General features: G+C 66.9%; 22 protein-coding genes and 1 tRNA gene. 16 read left to right on the top strand and 7 right to left on the bottom strand.

The features are described 5' to 3' along the window. The first annotated feature begins 178 nt into the window (after positions 1 to 178). Positions 179 to 2,230 carry a sodium:solute symporter family protein gene (locus tag IPF36_RS29495; protein WP_133096055.1) on the top strand — a complete coding sequence of 684 codons (2,052 nt, stop codon included), beginning with the start codon at positions 179 to 181 and terminating at the stop codon, positions 2,228 to 2,230. Between the two features lie 60 nt (positions 2,231 to 2,290). Then, positions 2,291 to 2,381, top strand: a tRNA-Ser gene (locus tag IPF36_RS29490). 1,107 nt (positions 2,382 to 3,488) lie between these two features. Here IPF36_RS29490 and IPF36_RS29485 read toward each other — a convergent pair. Then, positions 3,489 to 3,641, bottom strand: a complete 153-nt coding sequence (locus IPF36_RS29485; protein WP_195431785.1) for a hypothetical protein — start codon at positions 3,639 to 3,641, stop codon at positions 3,489 to 3,491. Positions 3,642 to 3,663: 22 nt separating this feature from the next. Between IPF36_RS29485 and IPF36_RS29480 the strand changes: the two genes are divergently transcribed. From IPF36_RS29480 to IPF36_RS29455, 6 genes are all read left to right on the top strand, one after another. Beyond that, entirely contained in the window at positions 3,664 to 4,512 is an 849-nt protein-coding gene (locus tag IPF36_RS29480; protein ID WP_195431783.1) for a D-amino acid aminotransferase, read from the top strand. A 53-nt stretch (positions 4,513 to 4,565) separates the two neighbouring features. Further along, complete coding sequence (locus IPF36_RS29475) at positions 4,566 to 4,841, top strand: hypothetical protein (protein ID WP_135705551.1); 276 nt, start codon at positions 4,566 to 4,568, stop codon at positions 4,839 to 4,841. Positions 4,842 to 5,189: 348 nt separating this feature from the next. After that, positions 5,190 to 5,393 (top strand): hypothetical protein, encoded by a 204-nt coding sequence (locus tag IPF36_RS29470; protein ID WP_133096058.1) that lies wholly within the window; start codon positions 5,190 to 5,192, stop codon positions 5,391 to 5,393. Positions 5,394 to 5,520: 127 nt separating this feature from the next. Further along, positions 5,521 to 5,937, top strand: a complete 417-nt coding sequence (locus IPF36_RS29465) for a YXWGXW repeat-containing protein (RefSeq protein ID WP_133096059.1) — start codon at positions 5,521 to 5,523, stop codon at positions 5,935 to 5,937. Positions 5,938 to 6,045: 108 nt separating this feature from the next. Next, a complete protein-coding gene (locus tag IPF36_RS29460) occupies positions 6,046 to 6,270 on the top strand; it encodes a hypothetical protein (RefSeq protein ID WP_029046345.1) in 225 nt (74 codons plus the stop codon). Positions 6,271 to 6,359: 89 nt separating this feature from the next. Further along, entirely contained in the window at positions 6,360 to 6,653 is a 294-nt protein-coding gene (locus tag IPF36_RS29455) for a hypothetical protein (RefSeq protein ID WP_167884615.1), read from the top strand. Positions 6,654 to 6,710: 57 nt separating this feature from the next. Here IPF36_RS29455 and IPF36_RS29450 read toward each other — a convergent pair whose 3' ends face one another. From IPF36_RS29450 to glpK, 4 genes are all read right to left on the bottom strand, one after another. Next, positions 6,711 to 7,091: a hypothetical protein gene (locus IPF36_RS29450; protein WP_133096061.1), complete on the bottom strand. Its 381-nt coding sequence runs from the start codon at positions 7,089 to 7,091 to the stop codon at positions 6,711 to 6,713. Positions 7,092 to 7,183: 92 nt separating this feature from the next. Continuing rightward, positions 7,184 to 7,543 (bottom strand): MliC family protein, encoded by a 360-nt coding sequence (locus IPF36_RS29445; RefSeq protein ID WP_218959749.1) that lies wholly within the window; start codon positions 7,541 to 7,543, stop codon positions 7,184 to 7,186. Positions 7,544 to 7,595: 52 nt separating this feature from the next. Next, positions 7,596 to 9,254 carry a glycerol-3-phosphate dehydrogenase/oxidase gene (locus IPF36_RS29440; protein ID WP_195431780.1) on the bottom strand — a complete coding sequence of 553 codons (1,659 nt, stop codon included), beginning with the start codon at positions 9,252 to 9,254 and terminating at the stop codon, positions 7,596 to 7,598. Between the two features lie 55 nt (positions 9,255 to 9,309). Further along, on the bottom strand, positions 9,310 to 10,884 hold the full coding sequence (glpK, locus tag IPF36_RS29435; protein ID WP_135705547.1) for a glycerol kinase GlpK: 1,575 nt from the start codon (positions 10,882 to 10,884) through the stop codon (positions 9,310 to 9,312). 56 nt (positions 10,885 to 10,940) lie between these two features. On the opposite strand from glpK, the gene IPF36_RS29430 reads away from it, so the two are divergent. Together IPF36_RS29430 and purU are read left to right on the top strand one after the other, a co-directional pair. Then, positions 10,941 to 11,873 carry a DUF4743 domain-containing protein gene (locus IPF36_RS29430; protein ID WP_133096064.1) on the top strand — a complete coding sequence of 311 codons (933 nt, stop codon included), beginning with the start codon at positions 10,941 to 10,943 and terminating at the stop codon, positions 11,871 to 11,873. 117 nt (positions 11,874 to 11,990) lie between these two features. Beyond that, on the top strand, positions 11,991 to 12,857 hold the full coding sequence (purU, locus tag IPF36_RS29425; RefSeq protein ID WP_063238204.1) for a formyltetrahydrofolate deformylase: 867 nt from the start codon (positions 11,991 to 11,993) through the stop codon (positions 12,855 to 12,857). A gap of 169 nt (positions 12,858 to 13,026) precedes the next feature. On the opposite strand, the gene IPF36_RS29420 is transcribed toward purU, so the two are convergent. Next, entirely contained in the window at positions 13,027 to 13,797 is a 771-nt protein-coding gene (locus IPF36_RS29420) for a DeoR/GlpR family DNA-binding transcription regulator (protein ID WP_195431778.1), read from the bottom strand. Between the two features lie 156 nt (positions 13,798 to 13,953). Here IPF36_RS29420 and IPF36_RS29415 point away from each other — a divergent pair, with 156 nt between their 5' ends. The 6 genes from IPF36_RS29415 (at position 13,954) to IPF36_RS29390 (ending at position 20,163) form a co-directional block, all read left to right on the top strand. Then, the gene (locus tag IPF36_RS29415; protein WP_195431777.1) at positions 13,954 to 15,123 is read left to right on the top strand and encodes an ABC transporter ATP-binding protein; all 1,170 of its coding nucleotides are present in this window, start codon (positions 13,954 to 13,956) and stop codon (positions 15,121 to 15,123) included. Positions 15,124 to 15,125: 2 nt separating this feature from the next. Then, positions 15,126 to 16,241 carry an ABC transporter ATP-binding protein gene (locus IPF36_RS29410; RefSeq protein WP_195431776.1) on the top strand — a complete coding sequence of 372 codons (1,116 nt, stop codon included), beginning with the start codon at positions 15,126 to 15,128 and terminating at the stop codon, positions 16,239 to 16,241. Further along, entirely contained in the window at positions 16,238 to 17,122 is an 885-nt protein-coding gene (locus IPF36_RS29405) for a carbohydrate ABC transporter permease (RefSeq protein ID WP_195431775.1), read from the top strand. The genes IPF36_RS29410 and IPF36_RS29405 overlap by 4 nt, the downstream gene beginning before the upstream one ends. Beyond that, entirely contained in the window at positions 17,115 to 17,945 is an 831-nt protein-coding gene (locus IPF36_RS29400; RefSeq protein ID WP_133096069.1) for a carbohydrate ABC transporter permease, read from the top strand. Before IPF36_RS29405 ends, IPF36_RS29400 begins: the two co-directional genes overlap by 8 nt. 45 nt (positions 17,946 to 17,990) lie before the next feature. Next, the gene (locus IPF36_RS29395; RefSeq protein WP_133096129.1) at positions 17,991 to 18,299 is read left to right on the top strand and encodes a DUF2160 domain-containing protein; all 309 of its coding nucleotides are present in this window, start codon (positions 17,991 to 17,993) and stop codon (positions 18,297 to 18,299) included. 133 nt (positions 18,300 to 18,432) lie between these two features. After that, entirely contained in the window at positions 18,433 to 20,163 is a 1,731-nt protein-coding gene (locus tag IPF36_RS29390; RefSeq protein ID WP_195431789.1) for an ABC transporter substrate-binding protein, read from the top strand. Between the two features lie 85 nt (positions 20,164 to 20,248). Here IPF36_RS29390 and IPF36_RS29385 read toward each other — a convergent pair whose 3' ends face one another. Beyond that, entirely contained in the window at positions 20,249 to 22,282 is a 2,034-nt protein-coding gene (locus IPF36_RS29385) for a diguanylate cyclase (protein WP_255519942.1), read from the bottom strand. Between the last annotated feature and the right edge of the window lie 297 nt (positions 22,283 to 22,579).

Raw genomic sequence — 22,579 nt, 5'->3', positions numbered from 1 at the left:
CTGGCCAAGGGCGAGGCAATCACGCAGGACACCTCGACGCTGGAGAACCCGGCGATCCTGGACCAGCTCAAGCAGGCACAGTAACCCTTCCGCCGTGCCCCCTACCAGCCCGCCGCCGCGTTCCCGCGCGCCGGCGGGTTTGTTACGATAGCGCCCCACCGACCACGGACCGCCGCCCATGCCTGATGCCCAGTCGCGCTTCCGCCGCCGGCTGCTGCTGTACTACGGCCTGTTCACGCTGGGGTTGTTTGGCTTCGTCGGCATGATGGGGCTGCTGGAGCGTTCCAACGCCGATGCCTTGTGGCTCGGCTATGTCTTCCTCTTCATCACCATCGCGATCTATGCCTGCATCGGGCTGATCTGCCGCACCTCCGACCTCAACGAGTATTACGTCGCCTCGCGGCGCGTGCCGGCCCTGTTCAACGGCATGGCGATCGCCGCCGACTGGATGAGCGCCGCGTCCTTCATCGGGCTGGCCGGCATCCTGTTCGCATCCGGCTACGAGGGCCTCGCCTACGTCATGGGCTGGACCGGAGGCTATTGCCTGGTGGCCTTCCTGCTGGCGCCATACCTGCGCAAGTACGGCGGCTACACCATTCCGGATTTTCTCGCCGCGCGCTATGGCAACGGCAAGCCCGGCGGCAACCTGCCGGTGCGCGCGATCGCGGTGCTGGCGGCGTCGCTGTGTTCGTTCGTCTACCTGGTGGCGCAGATCCAGGGGGTAGGGCTGGTGGTGACGCGCTTCATCGGCGTGGAATTCGCCGTTGGCATCTTCTTCGGCCTGGCCGGCATCCTGGTGTGCTCGTTCCTGGGCGGCATGCGCGCGGTCACGTGGACGCAGGTGGCGCAGTACATCATGATGATCGTCGCCTTCCTGGTCACGGTCTCGATGATCGCGTGGAAGCATCACCAGGAAGCGGTGCCGCAGCTCAGCTACGGCACGCTGCTGGCGCAGCTCGATGCGCGCGAGCAGGAACTGGAGCGCGAGCCCGCCGAGCAGGCCGTGCGCGAGTACTACAAGCAGCAGGCCATCCTGCTGCAGGAGCGCATCGCCCGGCTGCCGGCATCCTTCCAGCAGGAGCGCGACACGCTGGACGCGCGGCTGCAGGACCTGCGTGCGCGCAATGCGCCGCTGCGCGAAATCAAGGCGCTGGAACGCGAGCGCCTGGAATTCCCGCGCGATCCCGCCGCCGCACAGCAGCAGTGGAACCTGCAGCGCGAAGACGCACTTGCGCGCAGCCGGCATTCGATGTCGTCCACCGAGCCATACCCGGCGGCGTCCGAGCAGGAGCGCAAGACCAAGCGGCTCAATTTCGTGCTGCTTGTGTTCTGCCTGATGGTCGGCACCGCCAGCCTGCCGCATATCCTGACGCGCCTCTACACCACGCCCTCCGTCAAGGAGACCCGCAACTCGGTGGCCTGGGCCGTGTTCTGCATTGCGCTGCTGTACGTGTCCGCGCCGACGCTGGCCGCGCTGGTCAAGTACGAGTTCTTCGAGCACCTGGTCGGCACGTCGTATGCGGAACTGCCGCAATGGGTGGTGCAATGGCGCAAGGTCGATCCGCCGGTATTCGGCATCCGCGACGTCAACGGCGACGGCATCGTGCAATGGGCCGAGATCCTGCTGCAGCCCGACATGATCGTCCTGGCCGCCCCGGAGATCGCCGGACTGCCTTATGTCATCTCCGGCCTGATCGCCGCCGGCGCGCTGGCGGCGGCGCTGTCGACCGCCGACGGCCTGCTGCTCACCATCGCCAATGCGCTGTCGCACGACGTCTTCTATCACATGGTCGACCGCCAGGCGAGCCACCAGCGCCGCGTCACCACGGCCAAGATCGTGTTGCTGGGCGTTGCCTTGTTCGCTTCATACGTTACATCGCTGCGCCCAGGCAACATCCTGTTCCTGGTCGGCGCTGCCTTCTCGCTGGCGGCATCGAGTTTTTTCCCCGTGCTGGTGCTGGGCATCTTCTGGCGCCGGACGACTGCGGCCGGCGCTGTCGCCGGCATGTCCGCCGGGCTTGGCGTGGCGGTCTACTACATCTTCGTCAACTACCCGTTCTTCACCCGCATGACCGGCATTTTCGGCAACCGCTGGTTCGGCGTCGACCCGATCGCTTCCGGCGCCTTTGGCGTGCCCGCGGGGTTTGCGGTAGCGATCATCGTCAGCCTGCTCACGCCGCGCAACGCGCCGGTGATCGACAGGCTGGTGACGTATTTGCGTCGGGGCTAGGAGGGCGCCGCACGAACTTGTAGATTCGTCGGGCAACTCTGCTATAATCGCGGACTTCCCGGAGAGATGGATGAGTGGTTTAAGTCGCACGCCTGGAAAGCGTGTATAGGTTAATAGCCTATCGGGGGTTCGAATCCCCCTCTCTCCGCCAGAACATCCGCAGTGAGCCGAAGCCGTCCAATTGGACGGCTTTTTTGCTTTCTGCGCCGACCCGCACGGGATGCGCACGGGATGCGCACGGGATGCGCGCGGGATGCGCGCGGGGCGCCGGAACTGCCATAGCAGGGTCACCGGGCCTGTTGTTCGGACAGAGGCCGACTCCGGCAAAGAAAAGCCCTCGGCCAGGGTGGGCGAGGGCATGAAGGGCTTGAAGAAAGTGGGCAAGTCACGGAAACGCCCATAACCATGTTCGTGCAATCGCCCGGGGCGCGCATCCCTCTAAACAGAGGTGCCGCCAGGTTCGGCAGCGTCCTGACAGGGCCTGCATGAAAAAAAGAGCCCGCACAGCGGCGGGCTTTGGGTAGAAAGCCGAGAGGGGTCAACTCACGACCCGAGCATTCTCCGGCAAATGTAAAGACATTTGCATCCCCATTCGGTGGGGAGCTATTTCCATCGCTGTTTCGACGAGGACGCAGCGCAGCCTTATTCGAAGGTCCCGGCCGCTTTGGAAAGCGTCCACCCAAGCCCCAGACACAATCCAATCCATGCCGCCGAAATCAAGGCAACGTCATGCCAGTTCATCGTCCGGCGCCCAGGGCGGCGCAGCTTGAATGTGTCCCGCGACGAAGGCATGGCCGTCTCCTTCGGAAAGCATGGGGGAAGGCTAGGGCAACCCTGCCGGAATTCACGGGCTCAGTTGTAAAGATTTGTTGCGGTGCGGATGGGCCACAGCCTCTTTGCGCCAACCAAAGAAAAAGCCCTCGGCCAGGGTAGTCGAGGGCTTGAAGTAGTGGTGGGCGAGTCGCGGAACCGCCCATGACGATGGTCGTATAGCCGCATGGGATGGCGCATCCCTCTAAATAGAGGTGTTGTGCCTGGACGACGACACCCGGTCAACGGATCGCGACCTGGCGGGGCTTGCCCTAGTGAAGGCAAAGAAAAAGCCCTCGGCCAGGGTAGGCGAGGGCTTGAAATGGCGTTGGGCGTGTCGCAGTCCGCCCGGTCTTATCGTCGCCGTTGCCGGCACGGCGCGCATCCCCAATTCTGGGGATGAAAAAAAGCCCGCACGAATGCGGGCTGCGGGAAATGCCGAGAGGGGTCAACTCACGACACCTTGATTCTGGCCAGGAAGTGCTGCAACGAACACCCCCACATGGGTGAATGGCGTCACTGCTTCAACGCCGCGCCAGCCGGCAATCCGATGCAAATTGCGCATAACCTCGCGCTGGGGCGTGTGGAAGAATTGTTTCATTCTCTCCACCGCCTGAAGCACAATGACCGACCCCGTCGTCCACCTCAATGGTTCCCTCACCCCGCTATCCGAAGCCCGCATTCCGGTCCTCGACCGCGGCTTTATTTTTGGCGATGGCATCTATGAGGTCATCCCGTACTACGGTGGCAAGCCGTTCCGCGGTACACAGCATCTCGCGCGCCTGCACCGCAGCCTGGAGGCGATCGGGATACCCGACCCGCACAGCGCCGAGCAGTGGCAGGCACTGATCGGCGAAGTGGTCCGTGCCAACGGGATGTCGGACCAGATGATCTATATCCAGGTGACGCGCGGCGTAGCCCGGCGTGCGCATGCCTTCCCCAAGGAAGTCGTGCCGACGGTGCTTATCATGACCAACCCGATGGCGCTGCCGCCCGCTCACATGCGCGAACAGGGCGTGGCCTGCGTGACGATGGAGGACCGGCGCTGGCTGAACTGCCAGATCAAGTCGACCTCGCTGCTGGGCAACGTAATGGCAGCGCAGCATGCCGCCGAGCACGGCGTGATCGAGGCGATCCAGTTCCGCGACGGCTGGCTGACCGAGGCCTCGTCGTCCAACGTCTGGGTGGTGCGCGATGGCCGCGTGCTGGCGCCGCCCAAGGACAACCTGATCCTGGAAGGCATCCGCTACGGCTTTATGGAAGAGGTTTGCGCGGCGCTGGAGATTCCGCTGGAAGCGCGCCGGATCGCCAGGGAGGACGTGTTCGGGGCGGACGAAGTGTTGCTGTCGTCGGCAAGCAAGGAGCTGCTGCCGGTGGTTACGATCGACGGGCGCACCGTCGGCGCCGGCGTGCCCGGACCGGTCTTCGCGCGGCTCTACTCGGCCTACCAGGCCGCGATCGCCGCACTTTGAACCACGCGGGCGCACCATGCTAGGATGCCAGCGCATGCATCGAGGAGTCAGTCATGGCCAAGCGCGAGCGTGGCCGGCGTGCCCTTCGGGACGAGGTCAGCCGGCGCATCCAGCAAATCTATGAAGTCGGCGAGGACGGCGCCAAAGTCCGCGTGCCCGCGCCGGTGCCGCATGCGCGCGATGCCCGCGGCCGCAACTGGGACATGAGCGGCTTTGGCAACGCAACCGGTTATGAGGCCAGCATCCGCGCGGTGGTCGACAAGGTGCGCGACGAGTTCGACCTGAACGAGTCGCTCGAGAACCGCGCGCCCAATCCGTTCGGCGACTGAGGCGGCTCACAGCGTAAGCGGCTATGGTCCGGGCGCCGGTTCCGGGCGGTCAAGCGTTCGGACGGAGGGCTGGGCTGCCGGCCGGCGGTCGCCAGTGGACTGATTATCGGTTGCTGCGACGCGGACTGAAAGATCAAGCAGCCGGGCTTCGCGGTGCTTCACGCAACACTTGCAATGGGGCCGGGTAAGGTCAGGTGCGGCCGGGTGCGGCCGGGTGCGGTGGGGTAGGCCGGGTAAGCCGGGTAAGCTGGGTAAGGGCTCGGACCGTGTGCTAGAGTTTTCAGACACCTTTGTGTTACGGCACTTCCCGCAACGACGTTTCCAGAACGTTTCTCAAGGAGATGGATCATGGCGAGTGAAACCCGGCCGAACCTGAAAGCTTTCGTGCAGACCGCTCCCCAGGCTGGGCGCTATGTCTGGGTGATCGCGCTGGTCGACTTCGATGCGCGGCAGGTCCGGCGCGCCATCGTCTCGGATGACACCTTCACCACTGCGGACGCCGCGCGCGATGCCGGCGACGCTCAGCTCAAGGCGATGGCAGAGGATCACTGATGCCGCCGGCGTGCAGGCGAGTGTTGCGCGCCGGCATCTTTGTGATCCACCGAAACCCTTTCTTACATGGCGCCGCGGCGGGCGCGCGCTAGACTGTGCGCGTGTTCCTCCACGAGAAAGGGATTCCATGACACATCTCGCGCTCCGGCCGGTCCGGATTGTCTTGCTGGCGGCAATGCTGGGTTCCGGCCTCGCCTTCAGTGCGGCGTCGATCGCCCAGGTGTCGGTCAATATTGCCATCGGCGTGCCGCCGCCGGCGCCGATGTACGAGGCCATTCCCATCCCGCGCCCTGGCTATGTCTGGATGCCGGGCTACTGGGACTGGGACGACCACCACCATAAGCACGCGTGGAAGAAGGGCCGCTGGGAACGCGAGCGGCCGGGCTATGTCTATGAGTCGCCGCGCTGGATCCAGTCGCGCGATGGCTGGGTGCTGGTGCCGGGCCGCTGGGACCAGGGCGGCCACGGTGGCAAGGGCAATGGCAAGGGAGGCAAGAAGGACTACCACTGTCCGCCGGGCCACGCCAAGAAAGGCGAATGCTGAGGCGTGCGCCGGCGCCGCAAGGTGACGCCGGCCATGGTTGCCATGCTACGATCCCCGCCATGACTCCCGCGCCCGCAGGGTGCATCGGCAGTGGACCCGGAGGTAGCGATGGCAAGGCACGTCTTCACGCGCGCGCAGTATCTCGACATCCTCAATGACAGCCTGCGCAAGCATCCCGGCTGGCAGCCCGGCATGGCCTTCGTCTTCCTGCCGCCGGGTGCGGATGCCAGCCAGGCGACGGCGGTAGGCTGCACCGGCCCGATGGACGCCATCCCGGTCTACGCGGAAATCCAGCGCGTGGCGGCCGAGCTGATCGAAGTCAGCGACACGTAACGCGACTCGTCGCATGTTCCAGCGCGCGGTCGTTGCCGTGCCCGGCCGCAGCCTGCGCGTACAATGCCGGCCTCGACAGACTTTCGGAAATTGCCGTGAAGAAAACGGACCTGGAAAAGAACAAGGGCCTGAAGATTGCCAACAGCCTGAAACAGGCCTCGGCGGCCCGGGGCGGGATTCCTGGCGGCGCCGGGGCGCGGCCGGATCGCCGTGAACAGCGCCGGCTGGACCAGGAGCAGGGCCTGGTGCCGTTCGCGTGCAAGCTGGACGGCACGCTGGCGCGGCGCCTGCAGGCGCTGGCCGTCAATCATCCCGGTGGCATGACCGGCCTGCTCAATGAACTGCTGACGGGCGCGCTGCCGCCGGAGCAGGACCAGGCCTGATAAATGCGCGGCCGCGCAGGCGGCCGCAACGATCCGGCGGGGCTGGAAGCGGGTGGGTCAGTCCTCTTCCTCCTCGTCGAGGAATTCGCGGCGCAGCATCCAGTTGGCAATGGCTTCGTCGCAGACGCGCTTGAACTTCTGCTTGTCCGGCATCTTGTCGAACAACTGGAAGTTGACCAGTGCCATGCCGGCGTCGGTGATATAGAACATCCGGCGCGGATCGTCATGGTGGACGATGCGGCCGTCGATGGCGTCTTCCTCGCTCTCGGCCGGCATGTCTTCCAGCTCGACCACGCGGCAGGTAAAGCGCGGGCTGCGGGTATGGGTCAGATACTCGAACTCGTCGTGCATGACCTCGCCGCTCTTGCCGGCGATAACGGCGAAGCCCCAGATAAAGCGGGGCATCGGCAGATCGGACAGATCTTCAATCTCGTCCATGGTGTTCTCCCTGATTCAATCCCCGCATTATCGCCCGGAACGCCGTTGCCTCAAACGTCGGCGTCGGATCCGGCAATGATGCTTGCCCGCGGCTAGGGCCTTGCCTGGCAATTCGACAGCGCCGCCGCGGCGTTTTCCTGCTGCATCAGGTCGCGCAGCGTGCCGGTGTCGCCCTTGGTCCACCACTCGTAGCGCCCGCCGACATAGCGCGCGCCGGACGCCGCGACCGTGGTCACCGCCAGCACCGGCTTGCCGTCCAGGCGGAACACGGCGGCCTGGTTGTCGGCGCTGTTGAAGTAGCGCACGGTCAGCGTCTTGTCGCCGTCGCATTGGTAGCGCACGGTACGCACGTCGGTAAAGCGCACGCCGTCGATGCCGGGGGGCCGCGCGGCACTGGCGCTGCCAACGGCGGCCAGCCATGCAAGCAGCACCGCGCCGCGGATTGCGTTCAAGGTCGGGCGAGTCACGTCGGTGGGCCCTTTCTAGCGGTTTTGGCCAGCCAGTTCAGACGCGGGCGGCGGCGGCCGGTTCCTCGGGTTGCGCAGCGCCGCCCAGCATGTAGCCGGCGGCGAGCGCGCGGAAACTGTCGAGCTCGCGCGCCTGCCAGGCCTCGCTTTCCCCGAACTCTTCGGCCAGGATCGCGGCCACTGCCGGCGCGGCCTGCAGCGCAGCGCGCGCGTCGAGGAACAGCACGCGGTTGCGGCGCGCCAGCACGTCCTCGACGCGCCGTGCCAGTTCGTGCCGGGCCGCGAAACGGACATGCGCTTCGGTCAGGCCCGATGCCGCCGCCAGCACGCGGTCCTGGCCGGGCAGGGCGCGCAGCGTGGCCAGCTCGTTGCCGTAGTAGCGGTCCGGGGCGGGCGCATCCGCCAGCGGCAGTTCCGCCGGCAGTCCGGCGGCGCCGTGCAGCGGCAGGTCGCCGGTCACGCAGGGCGCGGCGCGCACCATCTGCCGCTGGATCGCGGTGTCGATCACGTCCTCCGCCATCTTGCGATAGGTGGTCCACTTGCCGCCGGTGACCGTGATCAGCCCCGCCTTAGAGACCAAGATCGTATGCTCGCGCGACAGCGACGCGGTGGAAGCTTCGCCGGTAGCCTTGACCAGTGGCCGCAGCCCGGCCCAGACGCTGGTGACGTCTGCGCGGGTGGGATCCTTGGCCAGGTAGCGCGACGCGGTCTCGAGGATGAAATCGACATCGTCGGCGCCGGCATCGGGCTCGAGCGGCAGGTCGCGCCGCGGCGTATCCGTGGTGCCGACAATGGTATGGCCGTTCCACGGCACCACGAACAGCACCCGGCCGTCGTCGGTCTTTGGAATCAGGATGGCGCTCTCGCCCGGCAGGAAGCTGCGCGGCAGCGTCAGGTGCACGCCCTGGCTCGGGGCCACCAGGGTGCGGGCATGGCCGTCCTCCATCTGGCGCACCGCGTCGACCCAGACCCCGGTGGCATTGATCACGCAATCGGCGCGCAGCCGGAAGGTGGCGTCGCCCAGCGCGTCCTGCACCGTGATGCCGCAGATCGCGCCGCCTTGCTGGCTCAGGCCGGTCACGCGCATGTAGTTGACCGCGGTGCCGCCCACGTCGAACAGGGTGCGCATCAGCGCCACCGCCAGCCGCGCATCGTCGAACTGGCCGTCGAAGTACAGGTTGCCGCCACGCAGCGGGCGCCCGCTGACGTGCTCGGCCAGGTTGGGGACGGCGGCCAGCACCTCCTGGTGGTTCAGCCAGCGGCTGCCGGCCAGGTTGAGGTTGCCGGCGAGCAGGTCGTAGACCTTCAGGCCGATGCCGTAGAAGGGCTGGTCGAACATCTGGTACGCCGGCACCACGAAGCCCAGCGGCCACACCAGGTGCGGCGCGTTGCGCGCGAGCAGGCCGCGCTCGTGCAAGGCTTCGCGCACCAGGCCGATATTGCCCTGGGCCAGGTAGCGCACGCCGCCGTGTACGAGCTTGGTGGCCTTGCTCGAGGTGCCCTTGGCAAAATCGGCGGCTTCGACCAGCAGCGTGCGGTAGCCGCGCGAGGCGGCATCGACCGCGGTGCCGAGGCCGGTGGCGCCGCCGCCGATGACGATGACATCCCAGCGCGGTTCGCGCTCCAGGGTGGAAAGCAGGGCGGCCCGGCTGGGGGGCTGGGTCGGGGGCTGGGTCGGGGTGGAGGCTTTCTGCATGGCGCTTGGTTCGGGGTGTGTACGGTCTTGGCGGAGCGTTGGGGGCGGCCGGCGTTCAGCCGGCGGCGCCGGCTTCGTCCTCGCGCGCCCAGTCGCGGGCGCGCTCGACGGCGCGGTGCCAGCGCGCCAGCCGGTGACCGCGTTCGTCAGCCGACAGGTTGGGCTCGAAGCGCTGCTCCACCTGCCATTGCTGCGCGATCTGCGCGGGGTCGCTCCAGTAGCCGGTGGCCAGGCCGGCGAGGTAGGCTGCGCCCAGCGCGGTGGTCTCGGTCACGCGCGGACGGACCACCGAGGTGCCGAGCAGGTCCGCCTGCATCTGCATCAGCAGGTCGCTGCGCGAGGCGCCGCCGTCCACGCGCAGCTCGGCCAGCGCGATGCCGGCGTCCTTCTGCATGGCTTCCAGCACGTCGACACTCTGCAACGCGATCGATTCCAGCGCCGCGCGCGCCAGCTGCGGCCGGCCGGTGCCGCGTGTCATGCCGACCAGCGTGCCGCGCGCGAAGGCGTCCCAGTGCGGGGCGCCAAGGCCGGCAAAAGCAGGCACCAGCACCACGCCGCCGGTGTCGTCGCACTGGCGTGCGAGTGGCTCAACTTCGGGCGCGCTGTTGATGATCTTCAGGCCGTCGCGCAGCCACTGGATGGTGGCGCCGCCCATGAAGACGCCGCCCTCCAGGCAATACTGGGTTTGCCCGCCCAATTGCCAGCCGATGGTGGTCAGCAGCCGGTTGTGCGATGCCACCGGTTCGGTGCCGGTATTCATCAGCAGGAAGCAGCCCGTGCCATAGGTGTTCTTGGCCATGCCGGGCGACAGGCAGGCCTGGCCGAAGGTGGCCGCCTGCTGGTCGCCCGCGATGCCCGCGATCGGGATCTCGACGCCGAACAGCCGCGCCGCGGTGCGCGCCACCTCGCCGCTGGACGGCACTACCTCGGGCAGCAGCGCGTGCGGGATGTCGAGCAGCGCCAGCAGCGCGTCGTCCCACTCGAAGCGGTGGATATTGAACAGCATCGTGCGCGAGGCGTTAGACACGTCCGTGACGTGGCGCGCGCCGTCGGTCAGCTGCCAGATCAACCAGCTGTCGACCGTGCCGAACGCCAGCTCGCCGCGCTGCGCGCGTTCGCGGGCACCTTCGATGTTGTCGAGCATCCAGCGCAGCTTGGTGCCGGAGAAATACGCATCGATGACCAGCCCGGTCTTCTCGCGGAACAGCTCGCCATGGCCGGCGTCCTGCAGCGCCTCGCACATCGGCGCGGTGCGGCGGTCCTGCCAGACCAGTGCGCGCCCGACCGGCTCGCCGGTCTTGCGGTCCCACAGCACCGTGGTTTCGCGCTGGTTGGTGATGCCGATGGCGCGCACCTGCGTGGCGGAGATGCCGGCATCGGCCAGCACTTCGTGCGCTACCGCCAGCTGCGACTGCCAGATTTCATACGGATCGTGCTCGACATGGCCCGGATGTGGGTAGTATTGGCGGAACTCGCGCTGCGCCAGCCGCACCACGCTGCCGGCGTGGTCGAACAGGATCGCGCGCGAGCTGCTGGTGCCCTGGTCGAGCGCCAGAACAAAGTGCGGCTCGGAAGCGTGCCGGCCTGGGCCGGCGTGCTGCGCCTGGGCTTGCGTTGCTGCCTGGTTCATGCGTTCAATCCTGAAAATGACAAGATGCGCCGGCCCGGCCGGCGCCCCGATCTGACATGGCCGACATCTTTTCCCTGCCGCCCGCGGTGCCGTCCGGCGTTCCGTCTGGAATTCCGTCCGGCGATGGCGCCGACGCCAGCCACATGGCACGCATCGCCGCCTCGCTGGCGGCGCGCACCCGCTTCGATCCCGCCAGCAAGCTGCGCCTGATGGTGGGCGGCCAGCAGGTCGGCTGGCTGCCCCGGGCGCATGCCGCGATCCTGCGCGGCATGGGTTGCATCCTCGGCCCGGAGGAGGGCGCCGCGGATGGCACCGCCGCGGTGGCATTGCTGCCGGGACGCTCCGGCTTCGAAGTGCTGAGCGCCGCGCTGGCCGCGCTCGCGCACCAGCTGGCCGAGGCCGGGCACGTGCGCGGCTGGCGCCATGAACTGTTCGCGGTCACCCCGGCGCTGGACGCGCCCGCGCTGGCGGCGGTCGAGCGCGCGGCGGCGCGCTTCCTGGGTTTGCTGACCTTTGCCTCGCACATGAACGGGATCGTTGACATGGCCGATACCGGCGCCGGCCCCGTGCTGTGGATCTCGCGGCGCAGCCCCGGCAAATCGGTCGACCCGGGCATGTGGGACAACCTGGTCGCCGGCGGCATGCCGCACGGCAGCGACCCGCTCGCCACGCTGGTGCGCGAGTGCGAGGAAGAGTCCGGCATCCCGCCGGCGCTGGCCGGGCGCGTGCAGCCGCACGGCATGGTCGAGGTGCTGCGCGACCTGCCCGAAGGCGTGCAGTGGGAACAGGTCTACATCTATGACCTGATGCTGCCGCCGGGATTCGTCCCGAGCAACCAGGACGGCGAGGTCAGCGAACACAAGCGCGTGGGGCTGGCCGCATTGCTTGATATCATGTCGAGCGGCGCCATGACGGTCGACGCCACGCTGGTGACGCTGGATGCCCTTCGCCGGCGCGGCTGGCCGGGCACCGAAGACCGTCGCGCCTGAGCGTGCGCAGCGGGCCTGGCCCGCGCTTTCACGGCTTTCACTGGCTTCGCGGCCTTGATGGCCCTTGGGCTCGCGCACCGGCTCGTACACCGCGCCCCTCCGACAGAACCACACACCATGAGCACCACCGGATTTATCCTGACCCTTTCGTGCCCCGACCAGCCGGGCATCGTCCACGCCGTCTCGGGCCTGCTGTTCCAGCACGGCTGCAATATCGTCGATTCGGACCAGTACGGTGACGCGTACACCGGCCGCTTCTTCATGCGGGTGCACTTCAGCGCGGCCGCCGGCGGCCCGGACCTGGGCACGCTGAAGGCAGCGTTCGCGCCGGTGGGCGACCAGTTCGGCATGCAGTGGGAGCTGAACGACGCCTCTGTCAAGCCGCGCGTGATGATCATGGTGTCCAAGATCGGCCACTGCCTGAACGACCTGCTGTTCCGCGCCAAGGTGGGCGGCCTGCCGGTCGAGATCGCGGCAATTGTGTCCAATCACCGCGACTTCTACCAACTGGCGGCGTCGTACGACGTGCCGTTCTTCCACCTGCCGCTGATGAACGCCTCGGCCGAGCAGAAGGCCGCGCAGGAGGCGCGCGTGTTCGACGTGGTGCAGGAGCAGAAGATCGACCTGGTGGTGCTGGCGCGCTACATGCAGGTGCTGTCCGACGACCTGTGCCGCAAGCTCGCCGGCCGCGCCATCAATATCCATCACTCGTTCCTGCCCAGCTTCAAGGGCGCCAAGCCTTATTACCAGGCGCACGACCGCGGCGTGAAGCTGATCGGCGCGACCGCGCACTACGTCACCGCCGACCTGGACGAGGGCCCGATCATCGAGCAGGAAATCGAGCGCGTCGATCACAGCATGGACCCGGACCAGCTCACCGCCGTGGGCCGCGACGTGGAGTGCGTGGCGCTGGCCCGGGCGGTCAAGTGGCACGCCGAACGCCGCATCCTGCTGAACGGCCACAAGACCGTCGTCTTCAAGTAAGCCTCGATTTCCCAGGGGGTTTGCTCCCCTCTGCCGCGTGCGGGAGAGGGGACGGGGGAGAGGGCAGGCGCGTCGCAATGCCGACGCAGCATGCACCGTCCCGCCCCCCGCCCTCAACGCCAGCCCCGCTCCCGCCAGCGCGGCAGCGGCAGCCGGACATCCGGCACGCTCACTCCCGCTCCGCCACCACACACTTCACCCCATTGTCGGCCAGGATCCGGTCGAACGGTGCCGCCAGCGGCTCATCGGTGAACAGCCGGTCGACCTGCGACACATGCGCGAGCTCCACCATGGCCTGGCGGTTGAACTTGCTGGTATCCGCCGCCAGCCAGACCTCGCGTGAATGCTCGATGATGGTCCGCGCCACCTTGACCTCGCGGAAGTCGTAGTCGCGCAGCGTGCCATCCGTCTCGATGCCCGAGATGCCGATCAGGCCGATATCCACCTTGAACTGCCGGATGAACTCGACCGTGGCCTCGCCGACGATGCCGCGGTCGCGCGAGCGCAGCACGCCGCCGGCGACGATGACCTCGCAGTCGGGGTTGTCCGCCAGGATATTGGCCACGTTCAGGTTATTGGTGATCACGCGCAGCCCGCGGTGCTGCATCAGCTCGCGCGCGATCTCTTCCACCGTGGTGCCGATGTTCAGGATCAGCGAGCAGCCCTCCGGCACCGCCGCCGCCACCGCGCGCGCAATGCGCGCCTTGCCCTCGGCATTCAGCACCTGACGCTGCCGGTAGGCAATGTTCTCGGTGGTGGAGCCCTCCACCCGCACCCCGCCGTGGAAGCGCGCCAGCATGCCGTTCTCGGCCAGCAGGTTGACGTCTCGCCGCACCGTCTGCAGCGTGACGCCGAACTTGCGCGCAAGTTCGTCGATGGAGGCAAAGCCATGGCTGCGGACTTCTTCGAGCAGGGCGGTCTGGCGTGGATTGAGCGTCATGCCGGGATTCTAGTTCAAACAGAAACGAAAACAAATGATGCGGTGCACACTTGTTTTCTGTTCGTTTTATTACTAAAACGGTCGAAAGCCAAGAACTGTGCGCCTGCATCGCGCGAAAAGTGGTGATGCGAAAAGCATATCGAACATGGAGACCGGATGCAGCTGAGTTTGGAGGCCGTGGCGCAGCACGCAGGTTCGCAGGCGTATCTCTATCCGATGACGCTGGCGCCGGTTCCCGGCGCGGTGACCATCCTGCTGGGCGCTACCCAGGCGGGCAAGACTTCGCTGATGCGCGTGATGGCGGGGCTCGACCGGCCCAGCGCCGGCCGCGTGCTGGTCGACGGCCACGATGTCACCGGCGTGCCGGTGCGCGAGCGCAACGTGTCGATGGTCTACCAGCAGTTCATCAACTACCCGTCGCTCAAGGTCTTCGACAACATTGCCTCTCCGCTGCGCTTGCGGCTGCGGCTGCGGCTGCGTCGCGATGGCGCCGCCGGCGCCGACATTGCCGCGCGCGTGCGCGAGCTGGCGGCGCGGCTGCATATCGACCACCTGCTCGACCGCTACCCGTCTGAGCTGTCGGGCGGCCAACAGCAGCGCGTGGCGCTGGCGCGTGCGCTGGCCAAGGAAGCGCCGCTGATGCTGCTGGACGAGCCGCTGGTCAACCTGGATTACAAGCTGCGCGAGGAACTGCGCGAAGAGCTGTCGCAGCTGTTCGCGCATGGCGATGCGACCGTGGTCTACGCCACCACCGAACCCGGCGAGGCGCTGCTGCTGGGCGGCCATACGGCCGTGCTCGATGCCGGCGAGCTGCTGCAGTATGGGCCGACCGCCGACGTCTTCCACTATCCCGATTCGCTGCGCGTGGCGCGCGCCTTCAACGATCCGCCGATGAACCTGGTACCGGGCACGCTCAACGGCGGCTGGGTCACGCTTGCCGGCGGCATCTCGGTGCCGGTGTCCGGCGCCGGCGGAGGTGAGGGACCCGTCACCGTGGGCGTGCGCGCGTCGGCGCTGCGCCTGGCAGGCGAACCGGGCGCGGTCGCGGTACCGGGGCACGTGGCGCTGGCCGAGCTGTCGGGCTCGGACACCTTTATCCATGCCGATACGCCGGTGGGCAACCTGGTGGCGCAGTTCGCCGGCGTGCTCGACCTGCGGCTGGGCGAACCGGTGTCCTTGCACCTGTTGCCTGACCAGATCTACCTGTTCGACGCGGCCGGCCGGCGCATCCATGCGCCCCGGCGGCCCGGCGGGCTGGCCGCGGGGGTGCCGGGCGATGTGCCGGGCGGGGCGGCAGCCGGTGCCGCGGCGGCGGCGGGGGGCTGACGATGGCACGCATCGACCTGGACCTTGCGCACTCTTACCTGCCGCATCCGCGCAACGATGACGACTACGCATTGCTGCCGCTGAAGTTCACCTTCGAGGACGGCGGCGCCTATGCGCTGCTGGGCCCGTCAGGCTGCGGCAAGACCACGCTGCTGAACTGCATTTCCGGGCTGCTGCGGCCTTCCCACGGCACCATTGCCTTCGACGGACGCGACGTCACGGGCGCCACGCCGCAGGCGCGCAATATTGCACAGGTGTTCCAGTTCCCGGTGATCTACGACACCATGACCGTCGGCGAGAACCTGGCCTTCCCGCTGCGCAACCGCGGCGTGCCGGAGGCGCAGGTGCGCGAGCGCGTGGGACGCGTGGCCGAGATGCTGGAGCTGTCGGCCACGCTGGACCGCCGCGCCAGCAGCCTCGCCGCCGACGCCAAGCAGAAGATTTCCTTGGGCCGCGGACTGGTACGGCACGACGTCTCGGCGATCCTGTTCGACGAGCCGCTGACGGTGATCGACCCGCAGCTGAAATGGCAGCTGCGGCGCAAGCTCAAGGAAATCCACCACGAATTCGGCCTGACGCTGATCTACGTCACCCACGACCAGACCGAGGCGCTGACCTTTGCCGACCAGGTGGTGGTGATGTCGCGCGGCAAGGCGGTGCAGGTGGGGCCTGCCGATGCGCTGTTCGAGCGGCCTGCACACACCTTCGTCGGGCATTTCATCGGCTCGCCCGGCATGAACTTCCTGCCGGGCCAGTGGCGCGACGACGCCATCGAGGTGGCAGGCCGGCGCTACACGCCGGCGCTGGCGCCATCGGTGGCTGCGGCCTTGCGCGCGGCGGGCAGCTTCCGCATCGGCGTGCGGCCCGAGTACCTGCAACTGGCACCGGAGCGCGAGGAGCGCCCTATGCAGGCAATGCCGATACAGGTGCAGCGCGCGCAGGACATCGGCACCTACTGGCTGGTGACCGGCAGCGTGCAGGAAGCGGGCGCGCAGGCTGCAACGCTGCGTGCCCGCCTGGGGGCCGAGGCGGCCGCCTTGCGCGCCGGCGACACGGCCTGGCTGTCGGTGTTCAACCGCCATACCTGCTACTACGTCAACGAGGAGCTGGTGTCATGAAGCCCGTCAACCAGAAGGCCTGGCTGCTGGTATTGCCGGTGGTGGCATGCGTGGCGTTCTCGGCGATCCTGCCGCTGATGACCATCGTCAACTACTCGGTGCAGGACATCATCTCGCCCGAGCGGCGCGTGTTTGTCGGCACCGAATGGTTCCGCACCGTGCTGCGTGACGGCGAACTGCACGACGCGCTGCTGCGCCAGCTGGGCTTTTCGCTGGCGGTGCTGCTGGTGGAGATTCCGCTCGGCATCCTGCTGGCGCTGTCGATGCCGGCCAGGGGCTGGAAGGCATCGGCGGCGCTGGTGATCATCGCGCTGTCGCTACTGATCCCATGGAACGTGGTCGGCACCATCTGGCAGATCTTCGGGCGCACCGATATCGGCCTGCTCGGCGCCGCGCTCGAGGCGATGGGCTTCGACTACAACTACACCGGTAGCGCCTTCGATGCCTGGGTCACGGTGCTGGTGATGGATGTCTGGCACTGGACGCCGCTGGTGGCGCTGCTCTGCTACGCGGGCCTGCGCGCGATTCCCGACGCCTACTACCAGGCCGCGCAGATCGATGGCGCCTCGCGGCTGGCGGTGTTCCGCCACATCCAGCTGCCCAAGCTGCGCGGGGTGCTGATGATCGCGGTGCTGCTGCGCTTCATGGACAGCTTCATGATCTATACCGAGCCCTTCGTGCTGACCGGCGGCGGTCCCGGCAACGCCACCACCTTCCTGTCGCAATACCTGACGCAGAAGGCCGTGGGCCAGTTCGACCTTGGCCCCGCGGCGGCGTTTCCCATCGTCTACTTCCTGATCATCCTGCTCCTGTGCTTCATCCTCTATAACTGGATGCAGCGCGCGGGCACCGCCGGCAGCGAGGACATGCCCCATGGCTGAAATCCGCACCCAGGCCACCACCACGACTTGGTGGCGCGCCGGTTTCCTGCTGGTCTACCTGCTATTCGCCATCGTGCCGATCTACTGGATGGTGAACATGTCGTTCAAGACCAACGAGGAAATCGTCTCCACGCTGTCGCTGTGGCCGGCCGACTTCACGCTGGAGCACTACAAGACTATCTTCACCGATTCGTCGTGGTACTCCGGCTACCTCAATTCGATGATCTACGTGGCGATGAACACGGTGATCTCGATCGTGGTCGCGCTGCCGGCGGCATACGCGTTTTCGCGCTACCAGTTCATCGGCGACAAGCATGTGTTCTTCTGGCTGCTGACCAACCGCATGACACCGCCCGCGGTGTTCCTGCTGCCGTTCTTCCAGCTGTACAGCACCATCGGCCTGATGGACACGCACCTGGGCGTGGCGCTGGCCCACCTGGTCTTCAACGTGCCGCTGGCGGTGTGGATCCTGGAGGGCTTCATGTCGGGCGTGCCGCGCGAAATCGACGAGACCGCCTACGTCGACGGCTATTCCTTCCCGCGCTTCTTCCTGACCATCTTCCTGCCGCTGATCAAGGCTGGCGTGGGCGTGGCGGCGTTCTTCTGCTTCATGTTCAGCTGGGTGGAGCTGCTGCTGGCGCGCACGCTGACCTCGGTCAACGCCAAGCCGATCGTGGCCACCATGACGCGCACGGTGTCGGCATCGGGCATGGACTGGGGCGTGCTGGCCGCGGCCGGCGTGCTGACCATCGTGCCAGGCGGCATCGTGATCTGGTTTGTGCGGCACTACATCGCGAAGGGCTTCGCGATGGGGCGCGTATAGGACGCAGGTAAAAAGCGCGCGCACTCAAGACAAGGAGACATGGCAATGCTGAGCTGGATGGTGTGGACGACACCGGTCGCGGTGTTCTTCGCCTGCATCGTAGTCATGCTGATCGGCATGACCGTCCTGGAAATCCGTTCGCCTTCGGTGCTGCGCAAGGGCTTCCTGCCAATTGCCACCACCCGCGGCGACCGGCTGTTCATCGGCCTGATGTGCGCGGCGTGGGTCAACCTGGCATGGGTCGGGCTGGGCGAGAAGCTCACCGCGTGGCTGTCCCTGGCCGAGGAACCGTCTGTCTGGATCAGCTTCGGCGTATCGATGCTGGTGCTGGCGCTGATCCTGCGCAAGGGCTGAACGGGCCCATCGGGGCCAGCAGTTTCCGCTTCGATGGGAGATAACGGTATAGCGGCTTATCCCTGCCCCGGGGCCGCCACCCAGACCATAGCCGGGGAGGGGAATTCATGAGGAGACACCGATGAAAGTGCACGTGAAGTTGGGGATGACAGCCCTTGCCTGCGCGGCTGCGCTGGCTTGCGGTACCTCAGCCCTGGCGGGCGAGGCGGAAGCGAAGAAGTGGATCGACAATGAGTTCCAGCCCTCGTCGCTATCCAAGGACAAGCAGCAGGCGGAAATGAAGTGGTTTATCGACGCCGCCGCCAGGCTCAAGGCCAAGGGTGTCACGCAGATCAGCGTGGTGTCCGAGACCATCACCACGCATGAGTACGAGTCCAAGACACTGGCCAAGGCCTTCGAGGAAATCACCGGGATCAAGGTCAACCATGATTTGATCCAGGAAGGCGACGTGGTCGAGAAACTGCAGACCTCGATGCAGTCCGGCAAGTCGATCTACGACGGCTGGATTTCCGATTCGGACCTGATCGGCACGCACTATCGCTATGGCTCGATCCTGCCGCTGACCGACTACATGAACGGCGCCGGCAAGGAGTGGACCAACCCGGGCCTGGACGTGAAGGACTTCATCGGCACCAAGTTCACCACCGCGCCGGACGGTAAGCTGTACCAGCTGCCCGACCAGCAGTTCGCGAACCTCTACTGGTTCCGCGCCGACTGGTTCGCGCGCAAGGACCTGCAGGACAAATTCAAGGCCAAGTACGGCTACGACCTGGGCGTGCCGACCAACTGGTCCGCGTATGAAGACATCGCCAACTTCTTCACCAACGACGTCAAGGAGATCGACGGCAAGAAGGTCTACGGCCACATGGACTACGGCAAGAAGGATCCCTCGCTCGGCTGGCGCTTCACGGATGCCTGGCTGTCGATGGCGGGTACCGCCGACAAGGGCCTGCCCAACGGCATGCCGGTCGACGAGTGGGGCATCCGCGTGGCCGAGGACAAGTGCACGCCGGTCGGCGCCTCGGTCGCGCGCGGCGGCGCCACCAACAGCCCCGCGGCCGTCTATGCGCTGACCAAGTACATCGACTGGATGAAGAAATACGCTCCGCCGCAGGCGATGGGCATGACCTTCTCCGAGGCCGGGCCGGTGCCGGCGCAAGGGCAGGTGGCGCAGCAGATCTTCTGGTACACGGCCTTTACCGCGGACATGACCAAGAAGGGCCTGCCGGTGGTCCATGGCGACGGCTCGCCCAAGTGGCGCATGGCGCCGTCGCCTTACGGCCCGTACTGGAAGCAGGGCATGCAGAACGGCTACCAGGACGTGGGCTCGTGGACCTTCTTCAAGAACACCGATCCCAACAAGCTCGCCGGCGCGTGGCTGTACGCGCAGTTCGTCACCTCGAAGACGGTATCGCTGAAGAAGTCGCTGACCGGGCTGACCTTTATCCGCGACAGCGACATCAACCACGACTACCTGACCAAGAACGCGGCCAAGTACGGCGGCCTGATCGAGTTCTACCGCAGCCCGGCGCGCGTGGCCTGGACGCCGACCGGTACCAACGTGCCCGACTATCCCAAGCTGGCGCAACTGTGGTGGAAGAACGTGGCCACCGCGGTGACCGGCGAGAAAACCCCGCAGGCCGCCATGGACACGCTCGCCGACGAGATGGACCAGGTGATGGCACGGCTGCAGCGCGCCGGCATGAGCAATTGCGCACCCAAGCTCAACCCGAAGGGCGACCCGGCCAAGTGGCTGTCGAGCGACCACGCGCCATGGAAAAAGCTGGCCAACGAGAAGCCGAAGGGCGAGACCATCCCCTACGACAAGCTGCTGCAGGCATGGAAGGAGGGCAAGGTGCGCTGACCAGCGGCGCCGGCTGGCCGCAAGGCCTGCCTCCCGGCGCGCTGTCACCAGCAACGGGCTCCTGGTGCGCCCGTTTTTTTATCCGTCAGGCCGGCAAGCCGGCAGGCTCCTGGGACGGCGCCGATACCACCATGGAGTCGGCGTTGTCCGCAGGGGTGCAATCGCGCTGGGCAGCATAGCGCGCCTTGCCGTGCCGCTTGGCCTCGTACAGCGCCATGTCCGCGTGCATGAACAGCTCGCTGACGGTCATGGCCTGGCGCCCCTGATGCAGCGCCGAACCGACGCTGGCCGTGGCCGACAGCGAATGCCCGTCGATCACCAGCGGCATGCGCGCGGACTGCACGATGGCGTTGGCAACCGAATCCATCGCGCCGCAGTCGGATACACCGTCAAGGATCACCGCAAACTCGTCGCCGCCGATGCGCGCGACCGCGTCGCCCTTGCGCACGCAGGCGCGCAGGCGCTGCGCGAACGCCACCAGCAGGCGGTCGCCGACCGGATGGCCGTAGTTGTCGTTGACCGCCTTGAAGTCGTCCAGGTCCACCAGCAGCAAGGCCAGCGCGCGGCCGCCGGCACTCGTGCGCGCCATGCATTCCGCCAGGCGCCGGTCGAACCCCTTGCGGTTAAGCAGGCCGGTCAGATGGTCGGAGACGGTCTGGGCCTCCAGATTGCGCAGCTTCTGGCGCTCGTGCGTCACATTGCGCGCGAACATATGGAGCCCGACCACGGTGTCCTGGGCATCGTTCCAGGCCGGCTGGTAGGTGACTTCCATGCACTCGTTGCCATCCGGGCTTTCGCGCGTGAATGTCACCGCGCGGCCGGCGAAGGCCTGCTCGAGGTATGGCTGGCAGGCCATGTATTCGTGAGTGCCCCACAACTCGCGCAAGGACAGCCCGACGATCTGCTGCGCCGGCACTCCGTAATGCTGCGCGTAGGCCTGGTTGGCGAAGGCGTAGCGCTGTTGCCGGTCGATGAAGGAGACGAAGTCCGGCACGTGGTTGGCGATGGCCTCGATGCGCTTTTCGCTCTCGGCGGCGCGGTCCTTGGCGGCCTGCAGCGCGGCCTCGCGCTCGGACAGCTGCGCCACCACCTCGGCAAAACTGGTGGCAAGCTCGCCGATCTCGTCGGCCCGGCCGGTGGGAAGATCCGCCAGCGCCGAGGGGGTGGTGGCAATCTGGCGCACGGCGCGGTGCAGCCGCTGCAGCGGCGCCAGCAGCCGGCGCATCACCAGCCACATCAGCGCGGCGGCGAACAGCAGCGATAGCCCGGCAATGACCATCGTGCGCTGGCGCACATCGACCAGCACGCCGTAGGCCTCGGCCGCCGGCAGCACGGCTACCACCTGCCAGCCGTTGGACTGCAGCAGGTGGCGCGCCACGATGGGCTGCGTCGGCCGGACCACTTCCAGCATCGAGGCGGGACGTTCGGCGCCGCAGGCCTCGTCGACCGCGCGCGCCGGCGTCAGCACGCGGCTGGGGTCGGGATGCATGGCGTAGCGCGGACTGGCGCCGGCCGACACCAGGCAGAAGCTGCCGGTATCGCCGACCCGGCTGTGCGCCAGCTCGCGCAGGAAATTGCTGGCCGACAGGTTCAGCACGCCGCCGACCACGCCGCGCAATTCGCCGTTGGGCCCGAGCAGCGGCACGGCCAGCACCATGCCCGGTGCGTTGGTCAGCTTGCCCTGGATCAGGTCCGACACCGCCAGCGGCTGGCCGCGCAGGACATCACGGAAATAGTCGCGGTCGTCCACCCGCAGGCGCACGTTGTCCGGCACGGCGGTGCTGAACACCAGCTGGCCGTCAGGAGCGGCAAGGAAGATGCCGTTGAACTGGTCCGGCATGTCGACCATGCCTTCGGCGGCACGTCGCAGCTCCGCCGGCCTGGCTGCGAGCATCGGCGACAGCTGCCGGGCTACACGGCGCAACGTCGCGGCCCGGCTTTGCACCTTTTCGTCCAGTTGCTCCGCCACCAGTTCGACCAGCGTGTCCTGCTGTTGCTGCCGCAGGTGCTTGAGGCTGTCGTAGGCGTAGTACTGGGCGTACAGGGCGCGCAGCACGATGATCAGCGTCACCACACCCGCCGTGGCGAACGCCATCCGGTACTTCAAAGAGTGCTGCATGATTGACGTCTTTCTTGTGCGCACTGACCCGTGTCCCGGTCCGGGGCTTATCTTGCCTGCCTCGCCCATTGCCGAGCCACGCGTTCAAGATTAGCAGATGTCAAGGGAGAATTCGAAACTGTTTGCAACAGATCGGGGGGTTGTTGCAGGTGTGCGGAAAGGCGCGATTGAGGGTGCATCTTGCGCCTCGCAGGAGTGAGGCGCAGCAGGCGCAAAAGAAAAAAGCCAGCGCGAGGCTTAATGCCGTTCAGTTAAGTCTGAACGGCATTTTTCTTTGCAGGGGTTGTAAACAAGGTG

Origin of the sequence: Cupriavidus sp. IK-TO18 (genome assembly GCF_015549295.1) — a bacterium.
GTDB lineage: Bacteria > Pseudomonadota > Gammaproteobacteria > Burkholderiales > Burkholderiaceae > Cupriavidus > Cupriavidus oxalaticus_A.
Note: the sequence above shows the minus strand (reverse complement) of the source record. Positions and strands in the feature narration are given on the sequence as shown.

Coding starts and splice junctions, on each gene's coding strand:
- IPF36_RS29495 (WP_133096055.1), top strand. CDS start 179: ATGCCTGATGCCCAGTCGCGCTTCCGCCGCCGGCTGCTGCTGTACTAC.
- IPF36_RS29485 (WP_195431785.1), bottom strand. CDS start 3,641: ATGAAACAATTCTTCCACACGCCCCAGCGCGAGGTTATGCGCAATTTG.
- IPF36_RS29480 (WP_195431783.1), top strand. CDS start 3,664: ATGACCGACCCCGTCGTCCACCTCAATGGTTCCCTCACCCCGCTATCC.
- IPF36_RS29475 (WP_135705551.1), top strand. CDS start 4,566: ATGGCCAAGCGCGAGCGTGGCCGGCGTGCCCTTCGGGACGAGGTCAGC.
- IPF36_RS29470 (WP_133096058.1), top strand. CDS start 5,190: ATGGCGAGTGAAACCCGGCCGAACCTGAAAGCTTTCGTGCAGACCGCT.
- IPF36_RS29465 (WP_133096059.1), top strand. CDS start 5,521: ATGACACATCTCGCGCTCCGGCCGGTCCGGATTGTCTTGCTGGCGGCA.
- IPF36_RS29460 (WP_029046345.1), top strand. CDS start 6,046: ATGGCAAGGCACGTCTTCACGCGCGCGCAGTATCTCGACATCCTCAAT.
- IPF36_RS29450 (WP_133096061.1), bottom strand. CDS start 7,091: ATGGACGAGATTGAAGATCTGTCCGATCTGCCGATGCCCCGCTTTATC.
- IPF36_RS29440 (WP_195431780.1), bottom strand. CDS start 9,254: ATGCAGAAAGCCTCCACCCCGACCCAGCCCCCGACCCAGCCCCCCAGC.
- glpK (WP_135705547.1), bottom strand. CDS start 10,884: ATGAACCAGGCAGCAACGCAAGCCCAGGCGCAGCACGCCGGCCCAGGC.
- IPF36_RS29430 (WP_133096064.1), top strand. CDS start 10,941: ATGGCCGACATCTTTTCCCTGCCGCCCGCGGTGCCGTCCGGCGTTCCG.
- purU (WP_063238204.1), top strand. CDS start 11,991: ATGAGCACCACCGGATTTATCCTGACCCTTTCGTGCCCCGACCAGCCG.
- IPF36_RS29420 (WP_195431778.1), bottom strand. CDS start 13,797: ATGACGCTCAATCCACGCCAGACCGCCCTGCTCGAAGAAGTCCGCAGC.
- IPF36_RS29415 (WP_195431777.1), top strand. CDS start 13,954: ATGCAGCTGAGTTTGGAGGCCGTGGCGCAGCACGCAGGTTCGCAGGCG.
- IPF36_RS29410 (WP_195431776.1), top strand. CDS start 15,126: ATGGCACGCATCGACCTGGACCTTGCGCACTCTTACCTGCCGCATCCG.
- IPF36_RS29405 (WP_195431775.1), top strand. CDS start 16,238: ATGAAGCCCGTCAACCAGAAGGCCTGGCTGCTGGTATTGCCGGTGGTG.
- IPF36_RS29400 (WP_133096069.1), top strand. CDS start 17,115: ATGGCTGAAATCCGCACCCAGGCCACCACCACGACTTGGTGGCGCGCC.
- IPF36_RS29395 (WP_133096129.1), top strand. CDS start 17,991: ATGCTGAGCTGGATGGTGTGGACGACACCGGTCGCGGTGTTCTTCGCC.
- IPF36_RS29385 (WP_255519942.1), bottom strand. CDS start 22,282: ATGCAGCACTCTTTGAAGTACCGGATGGCGTTCGCCACGGCGGGTGTG.